This is a genomic window from Rhodospirillum rubrum ATCC 11170 (assembly GCF_000013085.1).
In the GTDB taxonomy this organism is placed as follows: domain Bacteria; phylum Pseudomonadota; class Alphaproteobacteria; order Rhodospirillales; family Rhodospirillaceae; genus Rhodospirillum; species Rhodospirillum rubrum.
This window is the reverse complement of record NC_007643.1, coordinates 1,590,882-1,606,332: the sequence shown is the minus strand read 5'-3', so window position 1 is coordinate 1,606,332 and position 15,451 is coordinate 1,590,882. Positions and strand designations below refer to the sequence as shown.

General features: G+C 64.5%; 15 protein-coding genes. 10 read left to right on the top strand and 5 right to left on the bottom strand.

Annotated elements, in window-relative coordinates:
• Positions 1-7 precede the first annotated feature (7 nt).
• The 10 genes from RRU_RS07105 to RRU_RS07060 all read left to right on the top strand — a co-directional run bounded on the left by RRU_RS07105 (position 8) and on the right by RRU_RS07060 (position 10,798).
• A complete protein-coding gene (locus tag RRU_RS07105; RefSeq protein ID WP_011389118.1) occupies positions 8-1,564 on the top strand; it encodes a sugar ABC transporter ATP-binding protein in 1,557 nt (518 codons plus the stop codon).
• The gene (locus RRU_RS07100; protein ID WP_011389117.1) at positions 1,554-2,552 is read left to right on the top strand and encodes an ABC transporter permease; all 999 of its coding nucleotides are present in this window, start codon (positions 1,554-1,556) and stop codon (positions 2,550-2,552) included. The genes RRU_RS07105 and RRU_RS07100 overlap by 11 nt, the downstream gene beginning before the upstream one ends.
• Positions 2,553-2,620: 68 nt before the next feature.
• Positions 2,621-3,514: a sugar phosphate isomerase/epimerase family protein gene (locus RRU_RS07095; RefSeq protein WP_011389116.1), complete on the top strand. Its 894-nt coding sequence runs from the start codon at positions 2,621-2,623 to the stop codon at positions 3,512-3,514.
• Positions 3,515-3,551: 37 nt separating this feature from the next.
• Entirely contained in the window at positions 3,552-4,553 is a 1,002-nt protein-coding gene (locus RRU_RS07090; protein ID WP_011389115.1) for a dihydroxyacetone kinase subunit DhaK, read from the top strand.
• An 11-nt stretch (positions 4,554-4,564) separates the two neighbouring features.
• The gene (dhaL, locus tag RRU_RS07085) at positions 4,565-5,212 is read left to right on the top strand and encodes a dihydroxyacetone kinase subunit DhaL (protein ID WP_011389114.1); all 648 of its coding nucleotides are present in this window, start codon (positions 4,565-4,567) and stop codon (positions 5,210-5,212) included.
• 23 nt (positions 5,213-5,235) lie between these two features.
• Entirely contained in the window at positions 5,236-5,712 is a 477-nt protein-coding gene (locus tag RRU_RS07080) for an RpiB/LacA/LacB family sugar-phosphate isomerase (protein ID WP_011389113.1), read from the top strand.
• A gap of 75 nt (positions 5,713-5,787) precedes the next feature.
• Positions 5,788-6,564 carry a triose-phosphate isomerase gene (locus tag RRU_RS07075; protein ID WP_011389112.1) on the top strand — a complete coding sequence of 259 codons (777 nt, stop codon included), beginning with the start codon at positions 5,788-5,790 and terminating at the stop codon, positions 6,562-6,564.
• A gap of 165 nt (positions 6,565-6,729) precedes the next feature.
• The gene (gene tal / locus RRU_RS07070; RefSeq protein WP_011389111.1) at positions 6,730-7,713 is read left to right on the top strand and encodes a transaldolase; all 984 of its coding nucleotides are present in this window, start codon (positions 6,730-6,732) and stop codon (positions 7,711-7,713) included.
• 302 nt (positions 7,714-8,015) lie between these two features.
• Complete coding sequence (locus tag RRU_RS07065) at positions 8,016-10,130, top strand: catalase (protein WP_011389110.1); 2,115 nt, start codon at positions 8,016-8,018, stop codon at positions 10,128-10,130.
• Positions 10,131-10,303: 173 nt separating this feature from the next.
• The gene (locus tag RRU_RS07060) at positions 10,304-10,798 is read left to right on the top strand and encodes a ferritin-like domain-containing protein (RefSeq protein ID WP_011389109.1); all 495 of its coding nucleotides are present in this window, start codon (positions 10,304-10,306) and stop codon (positions 10,796-10,798) included.
• Between the two features lie 110 nt (positions 10,799-10,908).
• On the opposite strand, the gene RRU_RS07055 is transcribed toward RRU_RS07060, so the two are convergent.
• From RRU_RS07055 to RRU_RS07035, 5 genes are all read right to left on the bottom strand, one after another.
• On the bottom strand, positions 10,909-11,259 hold the full coding sequence (locus tag RRU_RS07055) for a DUF2934 domain-containing protein (RefSeq protein ID WP_011389108.1): 351 nt from the start codon (positions 11,257-11,259) through the stop codon (positions 10,909-10,911).
• Positions 11,260-11,422: 163 nt separating this feature from the next.
• A complete protein-coding gene (locus RRU_RS07050) occupies positions 11,423-11,932 on the bottom strand; it encodes a DUF4142 domain-containing protein (RefSeq protein WP_011389107.1) in 510 nt (169 codons plus the stop codon).
• 116 nt (positions 11,933-12,048) lie between these two features.
• On the bottom strand, positions 12,049-12,240 hold the full coding sequence (locus RRU_RS07045; RefSeq protein ID WP_011389106.1) for a DUF3008 family protein: 192 nt from the start codon (positions 12,238-12,240) through the stop codon (positions 12,049-12,051).
• Between the two features lie 137 nt (positions 12,241-12,377).
• Positions 12,378-13,730 carry a DUF3100 domain-containing protein gene (locus RRU_RS07040; RefSeq protein ID WP_014626156.1) on the bottom strand — a complete coding sequence of 451 codons (1,353 nt, stop codon included), beginning with the start codon at positions 13,728-13,730 and terminating at the stop codon, positions 12,378-12,380.
• 444 nt (positions 13,731-14,174) lie between these two features.
• Complete coding sequence (locus tag RRU_RS07035) at positions 14,175-15,440, bottom strand: cation:proton antiporter (RefSeq protein ID WP_011389104.1); 1,266 nt, start codon at positions 15,438-15,440, stop codon at positions 14,175-14,177.
• Positions 15,441-15,451: the final 11 nt, after the last annotated feature.

Sequence of the window (15,451 nt, the reverse complement as noted above, 5' to 3'; positions counted from 1 at the left end):
CCGGTCGATGGCATTCCTTGACGTCAAAGGCATCCGCAAGACCTTCCCCGGTGTCGTCGCCCTTGATGGCGTCGACCTGGAGATCGAGCTTGGCGCGGTGCATGTTCTCGCCGGCGAAAACGGCGCGGGCAAATCCACCCTGATCCGGGCTTTGACCGGCCTGCTGCCCTTGGACGGCGGCAGTATCCACATCGATGGCCGCGACGCGCTCACCGATCGCTCGGCTTTCGATCTGGTGGCCTATGTCCCCCAGGAACTCAGCTTGTTCCCCCATATGTCGGTGGCCGAGAACCTGTTCATGCCTTTCGCCAAGGCGGGGTTTGGCGGAAGGGTGCTGCCCTATGCCGAGATGAACCGCCAAGCGGGCGCCATCCTCGAGCGTTTCAGCATCAAGGCCCGGCCCGAGCAAAAGGTGAAATCGATCGCCGTATCCGATCAGCAGCTTTTGCAGATCGCCCGGGCGACGACCAACAAACGGCTCAAGGTGCTGATCCTTGATGAACCAACCTCGTCGCTGACCACCCAGGAAATCGACCGGCTGTTTCGCATTCTCCGCCAGTTCCGCGACAACGGCACCGCCATCGTCTTCGTGTCCCACAAGATGGAGGAGATCTTCGAGCTGGGAACGACGGTCACCGTGCTGCGCAATGGCAAGACGGTCGGCCACCGGCCGATGGCCGCGGTCAGCGAGCCCGAATTGATCCGCCTGATGTCGGGCGACGAGGTCCAGCTTGACCAGCTTTTCCAACCGGCCTGCGCGCCGGGGGAAACCATCGTCACCGTCGACGGCCTATGCGGACAGGGCTTCCACGATATCTCGTTCGCCCTGCGGCGCGGCGAGATCCTGGGCTTCGCCGGACTGGTCGGCGCCGGGCGCTCGGAAGTCATGCAGTCGATGTTCGGGTTCAAGAAGCCGACCGGCGGCACGGTGCTGCTCAAGGGCCGCCCGCTCAAGCTTGGCAAACCCAGCGCCGCCGTCGAGGCCGGCATGCTGTATTTGTCGGAGGAACGCCGGCTGCACGGCATCTTGCCCGTTCTCAGCCTGCGCGAGAACATCGGCATCTCGGTTCTCGATCAGACCAGCCGCGGCGGGGTGATCTCGACGGCCCGCGAGCGCGGCGTCGTCGGCGAGGTGATCGCCAGCTACGACATCAAGGCCTCGTCCCCCGAAAAGAAGATCATGTTCCTATCGGGCGGCAATCAGCAAAAGGCCATCATCGGCCGCGCCATGGCGCGCAAGCCCGATGTGCTGATCTTCGACGAGCCGACGCGCGGCATCGATATCCGCAACAAGGTCGAAATCTACAAGATCATGAAGCGACTGGCCGAAGACGGGGTGGCGATCATCCTGGTGTCTTCGGAAATGGCCGAACTCAAACGCTGCGCCAGCCGCATCATCACGATGTACAGCGGCAAGCTCAGCGGCGAATTCGCCACGGCGACCACCGATACCCACACCCTTGTCGGCGCCATCATCGGCTCGGCCCAAAGCGGCCAGCCCCCTGCGGGCGCCCCCTCCCCCGTCGCCGACCTCGAGACAGGAGCACGCTGTCATGTCCTCTAACACCCTTGCCCAACCGGCGGTGCCCACCGCTCCCGGCCTGCTCGCCCGGCTGACCTCGGTGCCGCTGGCCGGCGTCCTCACCGCCCTGGTTCTGATCTTCGGCGTCTCCTGCCTGCTGTCGGAACATTTCCTGACCGCCTACAACATGACGATCATGGCCCGCACCCTGGCCTTCGTCGGGCTGATCACCATCGGCCAGTCGATGCTGCTGTTGCTGGGCGAGCTTGATCTGTCGCTGGGCGCCATCGCCGGGCTCTGCGGCGTGGTCGGCGGTATCCTCATGGTCCAATACGGCCTTGATCCCTGGCTGTCGCTGGCGCTCTGTCTGGCGCTTGGCCTCACCTGCGGGGTGATCAACGGCCTTTTGGTGACCATGGTGCGCCTGCATTCCCTGGTGCTGACCATCGGCACGGCGGGCATCTATGGCGGGGCCAATCTGGTGGCGACCAAGGGCGTGGCCATCACCGGCATTCCCAGCGAAATCTCGTTCCTGGGCAAGGCCGCCCCCTATGGCCTGCCGGTGCCCTTCCTCATCATGGTGACGATCCTGGTGATCGTTTCCTTCGTCATCTTCAAAACGCCGTTTGGCCGCTACATCTACGCCATCGGCAATAACATGGCGGCGGCCCGCATGCTCGGCATCCGCACCAACGCCATCCGGGTCTGCGTCTTCGCCCTGGCCGGTTTCCTGTCGGCCCTGGCCGGCATGTTGATGGTCGCCCGCCTGGGCACCGCCCAGCCGTCGATCGGCGAGGGCTGGGTTCTGGCGCCGATCGCCGCCTCGGTCATCGGTGGCGTCGCCACCACCGGCGGCATCGGCAGTCCGATCGGCGCCATCTTCGGCGCGGCGATCATCGGCATCATCGACAATATCATCGTGCTTTTCGGGGTCTCGCCCTATTGGCAGTCGGTGGTCAGCGGCACGATCGTCGTCCTTGCCATCTCGTTCGATGCCGTCTCGCGGCGCTGGCTGCGCCGGGAAGACTAACCTCCCACGCCGTTCCCCCCCGCCGCCCGAGGCGGACTTAAGTCTCCTCCTGACAAGGGACAAGGGCCATGAAGCTTGGTGTCAATCTGTGCTTCGCCGTCAAACGCTGGCTCGAACCCGACCGCTTGGCCGGTCTGGTGCGCGATGACCTGGGTTTGGAGTATGTTCAATACACCTATGATCTGACCGATCCCTGGTGGCCCGATATCGAACGCGATCGGCGGGCGATCGCCTATGCCAAGGCCTTCCGCAAGGCCGGCCTGACCATCGAAAGCACCTTCGGCGGCCTCGCCTCCTATACCTACAATCACTTCCTCGCCCCGACGCTGGAACTGCAAAGCCTGGGCTATCAGCACCTCAAGCGCGCCATCGACATGACGGCGGCGATGGAGGTGCCGGCGACCGGCATGCCCTTTGGCTCCTATTCGGCCGCCGATGCCCTCAACCCGGCGCGGCGCGAGGAGATCTACGCCATCGCCCGCGACATGTGGATCGAACTGGCCGCCTATGCCAAGCGCCAGGGCCTGTCGATGCTCTATGTCGAGCCGGTGCCGCTCGCCACCGAATTCCCCTCCTCGGCCGCCGATGCCGCCCGGCTGATGGCCGATCTCGACGGGCGGACCGAGATCCCCGTGCGCCTGCTTGTCGATTGGGGCCACGCCCTGTTCGAGCCGCTGTTTGGCCCCGAAGCCGACATGGACCACTGGATGGATCTGTGCCAACCGTGGATCGCCGCCTACCACATCCAGCAAACCGACGGCCAGCTTGACCGTCACTGGAGCTTCACCCAGCCCGGCGTGGTGACGCCCCAGCGTCTTCAGGACTTCTGGGACAAATACGCCCTGACCGATCAGACCTTCTTCGCCGAGATCCTCTATCCCTTCGAGGCCCGCGACGAGGATGTGCTGGCCGATATGATCGCCTCGGTGAAGGCGCTGAAAGCGGCATCGCCCGCGGCCTGATCGCGGCCAAGAGCCCAACCAAAAAAAGGCACCGTCCATGACACGACCCAAGAAACTTCTGAATGACCCCTTGCGGGTGGTCGAGGAAAGCCTGGAGGGACTGGTCTTCGCCTCCGATGGCGAAATGCGGCTTCTCCCGGGATACACCATCGCCCTGCGCAGCAGCCTGCGCGACGACAAGGTCGCCTTGCTGATCGGCGGCGGCAGCGGTCACGAGCCGATGTTCGCCGGCTATGTCGGCAAGGGGCTGGCCGATGGCGCGGTCTGCGGCCAGATGTTCGCCGCCCCCACCCCCGACGCCATCTTGGAAGCCACCCGCGCCGTGAACAAGGGCAAGGGCGTGCTTTACATCTATGGCAACTACTCCGGCGACAATATGAACTTCGACATCGCCGCCGAGCTGGCCGAGGAAGAGGGCATCACCACCAAAACCGTGCGGGTGCGCGACGATGTCGCCGCCGCGCCGATCGAGCGCATCGATGATCGCCGCGGCATCGCCGGCGACGTCTTCGTCATCAAGGTCGCCGGCGCGGCGGCGGAGGTCTGCGACAGCCTGGACGAGCTCTACCGCATCGCCGCCAAGGCCGAGGCCAATACCCACTCGATCGGCGTCGCCGTCGCCGCCGGGTCGATCCCCGAGACCGGCGAGGCGACCTTCGAGATCGGCGATGACGAGATCGAGATCGGCATGGGCGCCCATGGCGAGCCCGGCACCCGCCGCCAAAAAATAGCGCCGGCCGACGCGGTGGTCGACGAGATGATGGATATGCTGCTGGCCGATATGGGGCTGGCGGCGGGCGACGAGGTCGCCCTGCTCATCGACAATCTGGGGTCGTCGACGGCGATGGAGCTTTACATCGCCAACCGCCGGGTCAGGCAACGCCTCGCCCAGGCCGGCGTCCAGGTCCATCTGACCGAGGTCGGCCCCTTCATGACATCCCAGGAAATGGCCGGCTTCTCGATCACGATGATGCGTCTTGACGAGGAATTGAAGCGCTTCATCGACGCTCCCGCCCGCTCCGCCGCCTATACGAGATAGGGAGATCTCCCATGCATGACACCTTGTCCGCCAGCGATCTGCGCCAGATGTTCCTGGGGGTCTGCGACACCATGCTCGCCAATATCGACCGCCTGACCAAGGCCGATCAGCTGATCGGCGACGGCGATCACGGCATCGGCATGCGCCGGGGCTTCACCGCCGTGCGCGCCTATCTCGAGACCGCCACGGAAGAGACCGTCGGCGCCGTCTTCAAGGGCGTTGGCACCGCCTTGATGTCGCATACCGGCGGCGCGGCGGGGGCGATCTTCGGCACGCTGTTTCGCGCCGGCGCCACCCTTGATACCCCGACCCTGACCGGAGAAGGCTACGCGCGCTTCCTGGAAGACGCCCTGGCGGCGGTGCAAAAGCGCGGCGGCTGCACCACCGGCGGCAAGACCCTGATCGACGCCCTGGCGCCCGCCGCCCTCGCCGCCCGCGCTGGCGTTAGCGCCGGCGCTCCCTTGCCCGAGGTCCTGGCCGCCGCGGCGGAAGCCGCCGAACAGGGCATGGAGGCGACCAAGGCGATGATCGCCACCACCGGCAAGGCCCGCACCCTGGGCGAGCGCTCGCTCGGCCATCCCGATCCCGGCGCCATCTCGCTCGCCATCGTGCTGGCGGCGATGAGTTCCCACGTTCCCGCGCCCGCCGGCGCGGCGTGACCCGATCATAGGAGATCCCTATCATGGCGGAAACCGCCAAGCCTAAAATCGTCGTCGGCGCCGATCACCTGGGGCGGGAGCTCAAGGATCTGCTGCGCGATCACCTGACCGCCCAAGGGTATGAGGTTTGCGACATGGGGACCGCCACCAGCGATCCCGTGGATTACCCCGATGTCGCCCTGCCGGTCGCCCAGGCCATCGCCAAGGGGGACTTCGATCGCGGCATCCTGGTGTGCGGCACCGGCGCCGGTGTCTGCGTCAGCGCCAACAAGGTGCCCGGGGTGATCGCCGTTCAGGTTAGCGATCCCTATACCGCCGAACGCGCCCGGGCCAGCAACAACGCCCAGATCATCACCTTTGGCGCCCTGACCATCGGCCCGGCGACGGCCAAGGCCCTGACCGACATCTTCATGGCCGCCGAGTTCCAAGGGGGCGGTTCGGCCAAGAAGGTTCAAAAGATGCTTGATATCGACCAGCATTACAAAAAGCTGGCCAGCTGACCCCCCTATCGCCGATCCCGTCTTGTTCGAGGCCCGGCCGCCGAGAAGCGGCCGGATAGAGAAGGAGTTTGTCCGATGAACGCCCGATTGTGGATCGGAACAAGCTGGAAGATGCACAAGACCATCGCCGAGGCCGAGGCCTATGTCGGCGAACTGACCGCCTCGCCGCTGCTCGACCGGGTCGAGGCGTTCATCGTGCCGCCCTTCACCGCCCTGGCCGCCGTCCACCGGGCTTTGGGCGACGCCCCGGTCCACCTGGGCGCCCAGACCATGCATTGGCAAGACGAGGGGGCGCAGACCGGCGAGATTTCCCCGCTGATGCTGCGCGATTGCGGCGTCGGTATCGTCGAACTCGGCCATTCCGAGCGCCGCGCCAGCCATGGGGAAACCGACGCCACCGTCAACGCCAAGGTGGCCAGCGCCCTGCGCCACGGTTTGCGGCCGCTGATCTGCGTTGGCGACCAGGGCGACGACCTGGACGCCGGAGCCTCGATCGAAACGGTCCTGCGCCAAGTCAAGCTGGCCATCAAAGGCATCGACACGGCCAGCCTGGGCCGGGCGCTCATCGCCTATGAACCGGTCTGGGCGATCGGCGAAGCCGGGCGACCGGCCGAACCGGCGCATGTGGCCGAGGTTCATGGCGCCCTGCGCGCCATGCTCGGCCAACGGGGCTTGGCTGCCCTGCCCCTGCTTTATGGCGGCAGCGTCGATCGCGCCAATGCCGGGGCTCTCACCGCCCTAGCCAACGTTGACGGCCTGTTCGTCGGCCGCGCCGCCTGGACGGCGCGCGGCTTCGAAGAGGTGATCGAGGCCGCTTTGCACGGGGCCAAGGACCGGGCGGGTCTTGCGTAATTCCTTAAATCGCAATCGATTTAGGGATAAATTTATGCGACACATCAAAGCGTTACAGCATCTCAAAGCCGTGCTGCCAACACCTTCGGGACGCTGTAACCCGGCAGAGAACGCAAGGGGTGCCACCCCTTGCCATGGATGACTCAAAAACGGGAGGTTTTGGCGATGTCCGAAACCAAGCTCGACGCCCTCCGGCGCCACACCATCATCGTCGCTGACAGTGGCGATATCGACGCGATCCGCTCGTTTGCCCCCCAGGACTGCACGACCAACCCCAGCCTGATCCTCAAGGCGGCGAAGATGCCCGCCTATGCCGGGCTGATCGCCCAGGCGATCGAGGCGGGCAGCGCCGAGGCCGGGCCGTCCGAGGGGCTTATCGACCGCATCCTTGACCACCTCGCCGTGACCTTCGGCAGCGAACTGGCCCGCATCGTCCCGGGCGTGGTGTCGACCGAGGTCGACGCCCGGCTGTCTTTCGACACCCAGGCCACCGTCGCCCGGGCCGAGCGGCTGATCGGCCTTTACGCCGCCCGTGGCGTGGCGGCCGAGCGCATCTTGATCAAGGTCGCGGCGACCTGGGAAGGCATTCGCGCCGTCGAGATCCTGCAAAGCCGCGGCATCGCCTGCAACGTCACCCTGGTCTTCTCGCTGGCCCAGGCGGTGGCGGCGGCCGAGGCCGGGGCGTTCCTAATTTCGCCCTTCGTCGGCCGCATCCTCGATTGGCACGTGAAGGCCAGCGGCAAGAGCTTTGACATCGACGAGGATCCGGGCGTGCGCTCGGTGACCGAGATCTACACGTATTTCAAGCACTTCGGCTACAAGACCATCGTCATGGGCGCTTCCTTCCGCTCGAGCGCCGAGGTCGAGGCGCTGTGCGGCTGCGACCGCTTGACCGTCAGCCCGGCCCTGCTCGACCAGTTGCGCAGCCAAACCGGCGATGTGCCCAAGCGCCTGGACCCGGCCGCCAGCAAGGCGGCGACCATCTCCCGCTTGGCCGTCGACGAGGCCTCCTTCCGCTGGCAGATCAACGAGGACGCCCTGGCAACCGAGAAACTGGCCGAGGGCATCCGCCTGTTCAACGCCGATACCGACGCCCTGCGCCGCACCATCGCCGAAACCCTGGCCAAGCGCGCCTCCACCGTCGCCTGACCGGCGGATCGCTTCTAACCACCCCCAACCGCCCGGCCGCTTCCGCTGCCGGGCGGTTTTTTCATGCCCGGAAGGGATTGAGGGATTCCTCGAAAACCCTTTCTTTTGGAAAGTATCCTTATACGCCCCGTTCGCACAGTATTACCGCTTCGGTCCGAAGAGTTCCCCCAGGGTTTATTTTCATCATAATTTATCAAAGACCCATGAACCCATCGTCTTTTCCCGGAGTTACAGCAGCGACATAAAATCGGGCGACCTCCCGCTTCGCAGGGGCGCCCTCTGGGACTGCGGGAGACTATTTGATGGCCAAACGCTCAACCGACGCCCTGACCCCGGCCGAAATCGCCGACGCCAAAATTCTGCGCGGCACCGGGGGCGAAACCCATCAGATCGCCGAGGGCGACACCCCCGTGCTGACGACCCAGCAGGGGATCCCAGTGGCCGACGATCAGAATTCCCTGCGCATCGGCCCACGTGGACCAACCCTGCTGGAAGACTTCGCCTTCCGCGAAAAGATCTTCCATTTCGACCACGAGCGCATTCCCGAGCGCATCGTTCATGCCCGGGGGTTCGGCGCCCATGGCACCTTCGAAACCTATGAAGACCTAAGCGCCCTGACCTCGGCCGATATCTTTCAGCGCGCCGGCGAAAAGACCCCCGCCTTCGTCCGCTTCTCGACGGTGGCGGGCAATCTCGGCTCGTCCGATGTCGCCCGCGATGTGCGGGGATTCGCCGTCAAGCTTTATACCAAGCAAGGTAATTGGGACATCGTCGGCAACAACATCCCGGTGTTCTTCATCCAAGACGCCATCAAGTTTCCCGATCTGATCCACGCCGCCAAACAGGAACCCGACAGCGGCTTCCCCCAGGCGCAAACCGCCCACGACAATTTCTGGGACTTCATCTCCCTGATGCCGGAATCGCTGCATATGGCGTTATGGATCATGTCCGATCGCACCATCCCGCGCTCGTTCCGCTTCATGGAAGGCTTTGGCGTTCATACCTTCCGACTGGTCACCGCCGAGGGCAAATCCAGCTTCGTCAAATTTCACTGGAAGCCCAAGCTTGGCCTGCAGTCGGTGGTGTGGAACGAGGCGGTCAAGATCAACGGCGCCGATCCCGATTTCCACCGCCGCGACCTGTGGTCGGCGATCAAGCGCGGCGATTATCCCGAATGGGACTTGGGTCTGCAGGTTTTTGATGACGCCTTCGCCGACAGCTTCCCCTTCGATGTGCTGGACGCCACCAAGCTGATCCCCGAGGAATTGGTGCCGATCCGCATCGTCGGCCGCCTGGTGCTAGATCGCACCGTCGATAACTTCTTCGCCGAAACCGAACAGGTGGCCTTCCATACCGCCAACATCGTGCCCGGCATCGATTTCACCAATGATCCCCTGCTTCAGGGCCGCAATTTCTCCTATCTCGACACCCAGATCAAACGCCTGGGCGGCCCCAATTTCACCCATCTGCCGATCAATGCCGCCAAGTGTCCCTTCCACAGCTTCCAGCAAGACGGCCATATGGCCTTCGTCAATCCGAAAGGTCGGGCCAATTACGAGCCGAATTCCTGGGGACCGGGCATCGGCGGCCCCCGGGAATCACCCGAAAGCGGCTTCCACAGCTTTCCCGCCGAGGACGGCGGCGAGAAGCGCCGGGTGCGCGGCGAGTTGTTCGCCGATCACTACAGTCAGGCCCGCCAGTTCTACCGGAGCCAGACGCCCGTCGAGCAAACCCACATCAAAGATTCGTTCGTTTTTGAACTGAGCAAGGTCGAAACCCCGGCCATCCGCGCCCGGGTGGTGTCGCATCTGCTGACCATCGATCAGACTCTGGCCCAGAAAGTGGCCGATGGCCTGGGGCTGGCCGAGCTGCCGGAAGCGGCTAAACCGGCCCGCCCGCTGGTCGAGGATCTGCCCGCCTCGCCGGCGCTCAGCATCCTTCTCAACCCGCCCAAGGATTTCTCCGGACGCAAGGTCGGCGTGCTGGTCAGCGATGGCGTCGACGGCGCCTTTCTTGACGAGATCGAGCGCCTCCTGACGGCGGAAGGCGCCCAAATGGAGGTGATCGCCCCCAGGGTCGGCGGCTTCACCGCCAAGGATGGCACCCTGCGCCCGGCCCACCAGAAGGTGAACGGCGCCCCTTCCGTGCTGTACGACGCCGTCGCCGTTCTTCTGTCGACCGAGGGCGCCAAGCTTCTGCTGAACGAAGCCACCGCCAAGGATTTCGTCAGCGACGCCTTCGCCCATGCCAAGGTCATCGCCTTTACCCAGGCCGCCCAGCCCTTGCTGGAAAAGGCCGGGGTGATCGCCGACGAGGGCTGCCTGCTGCTTGATACCCCCGCCAAGGCCGAAACGTTCCTCGGCCTCTGCCGCAAGGGCCGGCGTTGGGAACGCGAGGCCAAGGTTCACGCGGTCTAGGGCAAATCCAGGGCGGCCCGAGCCAGCAAGTCTTTCCCTTTGCCGGTTCCACGACACCATCAATATCAAAGCGCTTCTCAAAGATTTCTGGCAAAGCGCTCTCTTTGCAACCCAAACCAAAACGGGAAGTTAATTCGGTAGTACTCCCGATAACGACAAAGGAGATTTAGAAGATGACCGAGACTCCTCGCGAACATTTGATTGATTGGCTGCGCGACGCTTATGCCATGGAGATGCAGGCGGAAAATATCCTTGAGAAAATGGTCTCCCGCCTGAAGGCCTATCCGGTGCTGGAAGCCCGCGTCAGCCAGCACCTCGTCGAAACACGGGCTCAGGCCGAAAAGGTCAAGGGCTGCCTGCATCAGATCGATGCCGACACCTCGGCGATCAAAACCGGCATCGCCTCGCTGATGGGCACCACCCAGGCGCTGTCAGGGGCCCTCGCCTCCGATGAAATCATCAAGCACGCCGCTTTCAGCCTGTCCTTCTCGCATTTCGAGATCGCCACCTATGTGACGGTGATCGCCGCGGCCGAGGTCGCCGGGGAAACCTCGATCAAAAGCACGCTGGAGTCGATCCTGACCGAGGAAGAGGCGATGGCCGCTTGGCTGCGCGAGCACCTCCCCGGCATCGTCAAACAGTACTTGCTGACCGGCGAAAAGCGCTAACTCGAAAACCGGCAACGAAACGCCCGGACCTCGGCAAGCGGGGTCCGGGCGTTTTCGCGTGGCGATCACCGCCCCCGCCCGCCTTTATCGGCCAAGCGGGGGTGAAGTGATTACCGGCGGCGTTTGCCGGCGCGGGCGGACTGGCGCTGGCCCTGGCCCTGGCCACCGGGGATTTCGTCGGCTTGCGGGGCAACGGGGATTTGCTGTTTCTCCCCCTGATCGGTCAGGCCGGGCACGTCGCCCTGGGCCTGGGCGACCTCCAGGGACTCCCCGGCGGGTTCCATGGCGTTATCAAGGGCGATCAGAGTCGCATCGGACTCGCTTTCGATCGCCAGAAGCTGTCGGGCCGCCTGCCAATGGCGCAGGGCCTGCCCCTCGGGGCAGCCGTCTTCCAGCCACAAAAAATAGGCCCGCTCGCGGACGCTGTTTTCCCAGGTGGTCTTCTCGTCATCGGTCATCATTGGATTTCCTTTCGCTCCCCGCAGCGCGGGCAGCCCGAAAGAGCCGATCTTGGCGAACCGCGCGCCCCAGCCCCTTCACACCGCGCCAGAGGATGTCCTTTGGCGCGGCGCTGTGGATCGACAGCCGGGAAAGGCGGGGGCGCGCGGCCGTCAAGGCCTTGGCTTAGTTCGCCACGCCCATGCTCGCCGCGATCCCTTCGATCTTGGTCAGATGCGCTTCCAGGGTCGGCAGGGTTTCCTGGGCGAAGGTCTTCAGCGCGGCGTTATCGCCCGAGGTGACATAGCCCTGGAAAAGGGCGATCGTCGTCTTATGCCCCTCAAGCTGGTCCTTGGCGTAAGGCTTGTCGATCTGATCGCCGGCCTTCTTCAAAGCCTCGATTTTCGCCTCGTGCGGCGGGTCAAGCTTGGTCGGCACGGTCAGCTTCTGCTGCTTGGCGATGGTTTCAAGCGACTCATTGGCCTTGGTATGGTCGCGAACCATCATCTGGGCGAATTCCTTCAACTCGGCATCCTGGGCGTGGCTCAAGGCGAGTTTGCTCGACTCGACTTCGAAAAGGCCACCGACGGCCGCCTTATCCACGAAGCTTTGGGCGGGTTCCGCGGCAAGGGCCGCCGAACCAAAGGCCGTCGTCGCCGTCACAATCAACGCATAAAAGAAACGGTGGCTACGCATGGGGAATCTCCCTCATTGGGTGAGTATTTTTGCGATATCCCCATAACCTTTTAGTGTGAAAGAAGTTCCCGCCCCTAACGCCCCCCTGGCGAAGAGGTAAAGAGATCAGCAAACCCTCACGTCGCTTTGGCGACGTGATCGGGCTTACCCTTAAGCTTGGTGGAGGCCAGCTTGCGAAGCTCGCTTTCACTCATCGATTCCACCATCTCCTTCGAGGCGCCTTTCAGGGCGCTTTTCTTGGTTTTGCCCCGCTTGGCCGAAAGGGCCGCACCGGCGGCCTTCTGCTGAGCCTTTGATTTGGCGGACATGGTCGCTCTCCTTGAAAAGACGTGACCCCGGCCGATAAAACCGCCAAGCCCGCCCCCGGGTTCCCCGCCCGCCCTCGCCAAAAGAAAAGGCCCGGCGGCGCAGAAGCGCGCACCGGGCCCGAGGGTCTCAGTCTGGCTCAGTGCATGAAGAATTGGGCGATCAGGGTGGCGCCCAGGAAGGTGCCGGCATTGGCCATCAGCGAAACGACGACGATGCGCCAGCCCAGCTTGCGGAAGGCGGGAACGTCCTTGGCGATCGACAGTCCGGCGAAAGCCAGCAGCGGCGTCGCCAGAGCCATGAAGTTGAGCTTGCCGGTCAGCGCGGTGATTTCGGCGGCATAGGGCGTGCCGGGATAGGTCAGGGCCATGGCGACCAACGACACCCAGACAACGGCGGGAACCACCTTGCGGGTGGCCACATAGGCGCCATAGCCGACGATCACGGTGCCAAGCAGGATCGCCAGCCCGGCGAAAACAGCGGCATCGGGGATGATCTTGTAGGTGATGGTATTGCCAATCAGGGCCATCAGACCGGCGATGATCCAAACCGTCAGGATGGTCGCCGGCGACAGCTTGGCGGCGGGCGCGGCCTCTTGCGGCGCGGCGGCGGCGGTCTTGGCCGCAGCGGCGGCGGGCTCGGCCGCCGGAGAGGCCGCGCGGCCGAAGCGGCCAAGAATGGGCTCGAGAACCCCATAGGCCCAGACGGTGAAGGGCAACGACAAGAACAAGGTGAAATAGGTGCCGATGGTCGTCGTCACCAGATTGCTGGCGGCGGCGAAGGTCACCACGTCCTTGGCGATCTCCGGGGTTTGCAAGGCGGCGATAGCGCCCGAGGCGGCGGCCATCAGGCTGCCCGAGCCAACGCCCGCCCCCATCGCCAGGGCGCGGGGATCAAACAGGCCAAGGCCGGCGATGAACCCGGCGAAGATCGAAATGAAGATGGCGCCGAAGATCGTTCCGGTCATGTATTCGGCTAGCACGCCCCGGCCCTCGGGGCTGTCCATGCCGTATTTCTCGCCGATGATGGCAAGGCTGGGCTCGCGACCGACCGAGAAAGTGGCGCCGATCGCCTCGCGCTTGATGCCCAGCAACAGGGCGACGGGCAGGCCGAAGATCATCGTGCCGAAGAAATGACCGAACTCCTGGAAAACCAGCGCCCAGCCCGCATCGAAAATCTTGGGCAGATTGCCGCCAACCATCAGCCCCAACTTGCCGATGAACAACATCAAGGCCGGCTGCAGCAGCAAGGCGGCCAGGGTTTGATGGCGTTTGGCGATGCGCACCGGCGCGGGCAGGCGGTTGGCCGCCAAGCCCCAGACGGCCCCCAGCAAAAGCGCCCAAAGCAGCGGCAGCAGCACCACCTTGTAGCTGCCGCCCAAGGGAACGCTCACATTGCCGATCGTCTCGGCGACAAGCACGCAAAGCGCCGTACAGGCGAAAACCTTGATCGTGTCGGCCGCCAGTCCCGACGACGCCCTCGGCATCGCCATCCTGTCCGCAGTCCTCATGGAAACCCTCGTCATGATGCGTGGTCGCCCGGGCCGCGCGCCCGGAGGGAGTATCGTTTTGCCGTATCGGCGGCGTCGCGTGCGTGAACGCCGCCGTGAACGACCCGTGAAATGCGCGATGACACTAATAAGACTGGAGAATTTTATCTAGGAAGATCCGACCCTTATAAGGGCATCAGGGTGGGTTTTAGTTCTATATGCTGGTTTTTTGAGCAAAACCTTCAATGAATACCGCCACTATTCGGCGGAATTACTTATTTGCTGACCAATAGGTGGCGAGCCACCCCACAGCCCGTGAAAGCGCCCCCTTCGACAGGGGCCCGCCATCCCCGGCGAAGGCGCCCCCCGGCGCGGCGAGTCTCGCCCCCCACTCCGATAAGGCCGCGCCTTTTCGCCGAAATCGGGCCCGAAAACAGCACCGGTCGTTCAGCGGCCGGGCGTGGTGTCGCGCCCCTGCCGGCGCTCAAAGGCGCGCATCACCGGCGTCACCGTCGCGCCGTGCAGGAAAATCGAGACCAGGATGGTGAAGGCCAGGGTGCTCCACAGCAGGTCTTCCCCGTCAAAGCTCCCCCGTCCCAGGGCATAGGACAGATAGTAGATCGAGCCGATGCCGCGAATGCCATAAAGGCTGATGATGGCCCTTTCGGCCAAAGGGCCGCCCATGCCCGCCAGACCGATCCAGGCGGTCAGTGGGCGGACCACGACCAGCGCGATCAGGCCGAAAGCCACCCCTTCCCAGGTAAGCCCCGCCAAGAGGCCCGCTCCGCTGAGCGCCGCGCCGAACCCGACCAGCAGGGCCATCATCAGCAGCCGCTCAAGGGCCTCGGCGAAATCATGCAAGGTCCCCTGATAGGCGTGACGGCGCTCACCCGCGCGCAGGGTCAGGGCGGCGACGAAGACGGCGAGAAAACCATAGCCCTGGACCATTTCCGTCAGGCCATAAACGACGCAGGTGATCCCCAGGGCGACGAAGCCATCCCCCGAGCGCGACAGCCTCGCCCGATGGGGAACACGAAACAGCAGCCACGCCAAGCCGTGACCGACCAGAACGCCCATCGCCAAACCGGCGCCCAGTTTCCAGACGATATCAACGCTTAGCCAGTGGCCAAGCCACGGCTCGCCGGTCTTGCCGGCGACGGCCAGGGCCAGGGCGGCGTGAACGAAGGGAAAGGCCAAGGCGTCGTTCAGCCCGGCCTCCGAGGTCAGGGCGAAGCGGGTCTGGTTTTCCTCGCCGGAATTGGGCGGGCCGACCTGGATATCGCTGGCCAGCACCGGATCGGTGGGCGCCAGCGCCGCCGCCAGCAATAGGGCCGCGGCCGCCCCCAGCCCCAGCACAAGCCAGCCAACCAAGGCCAGCCCGAGGATGGTCAGCGGCATCGCCGCCGCCAACAGCCGCCCGGTCACGGCCCAGCTTTTCCAGCCAAAAGGACGGTCGATCTTCAGTCCGGCGCCCATCAGCGACAGGATGACGAGCATTTCGCTGACCCGCTCGATCACCGGCAGATGATCCTGGGGCCGGGGCACCACGCCCGCCAGCGGCGGCAGGGCGAAAACCGCCGCGCCGATGGCCACGCACAGGATGGGAAGCGACAAGGGCGCTTCCCTGAGAACCATCGGCAACCACGCAGTCAGCAGAACCAACGCGCCGAAGCCGACCAGGACGATGATATAGGAGTCCACAACCCATCCCATGACCCGGAACC

Bases quoted from the DNA above. Each gene is read 5' to 3' on its own strand.
- RRU_RS07060 (WP_011389109.1), top strand. From the start codon at position 10,304: ATGACCGAGACTCCTCGCGAACATTTGATTGATTGGCTGCGCGACGCT.
- RRU_RS07095 (WP_011389116.1), top strand. From the start codon at position 2,621: ATGAAGCTTGGTGTCAATCTGTGCTTCGCCGTCAAACGCTGGCTCGAA.
- RRU_RS07045 (WP_011389106.1), bottom strand. From the start codon at position 12,240: ATGTCCGCCAAATCAAAGGCTCAGCAGAAGGCCGCCGGTGCGGCCCTT.
- tal (WP_011389111.1), top strand. From the start codon at position 6,730: ATGTCCGAAACCAAGCTCGACGCCCTCCGGCGCCACACCATCATCGTC.
- RRU_RS07075 (WP_011389112.1), top strand. From the start codon at position 5,788: ATGAACGCCCGATTGTGGATCGGAACAAGCTGGAAGATGCACAAGACC.
- RRU_RS07050 (WP_011389107.1), bottom strand. From the start codon at position 11,932: ATGCGTAGCCACCGTTTCTTTTATGCGTTGATTGTGACGGCGACGACG.
- RRU_RS07055 (WP_011389108.1), bottom strand. From the start codon at position 11,259: ATGATGACCGATGACGAGAAGACCACCTGGGAAAACAGCGTCCGCGAG.
- RRU_RS07065 (WP_011389110.1), top strand. From the start codon at position 8,016: ATGGCCAAACGCTCAACCGACGCCCTGACCCCGGCCGAAATCGCCGAC.
- RRU_RS07100 (WP_011389117.1), top strand. From the start codon at position 1,554: ATGTCCTCTAACACCCTTGCCCAACCGGCGGTGCCCACCGCTCCCGGC.
- RRU_RS07040 (WP_014626156.1), bottom strand. From the start codon at position 13,730: ATGGCGATGCCGAGGGCGTCGTCGGGACTGGCGGCCGACACGATCAAG.
- RRU_RS07080 (WP_011389113.1), top strand. From the start codon at position 5,236: ATGGCGGAAACCGCCAAGCCTAAAATCGTCGTCGGCGCCGATCACCTG.
- dhaL (WP_011389114.1), top strand. From the start codon at position 4,565: ATGCATGACACCTTGTCCGCCAGCGATCTGCGCCAGATGTTCCTGGGG.
- RRU_RS07105 (WP_011389118.1), top strand. From the start codon at position 8: ATGGCATTCCTTGACGTCAAAGGCATCCGCAAGACCTTCCCCGGTGTC.
- RRU_RS07035 (WP_011389104.1), bottom strand. From the start codon at position 15,440: ATGGGATGGGTTGTGGACTCCTATATCATCGTCCTGGTCGGCTTCGGC.
- RRU_RS07090 (WP_011389115.1), top strand. From the start codon at position 3,552: ATGACACGACCCAAGAAACTTCTGAATGACCCCTTGCGGGTGGTCGAG.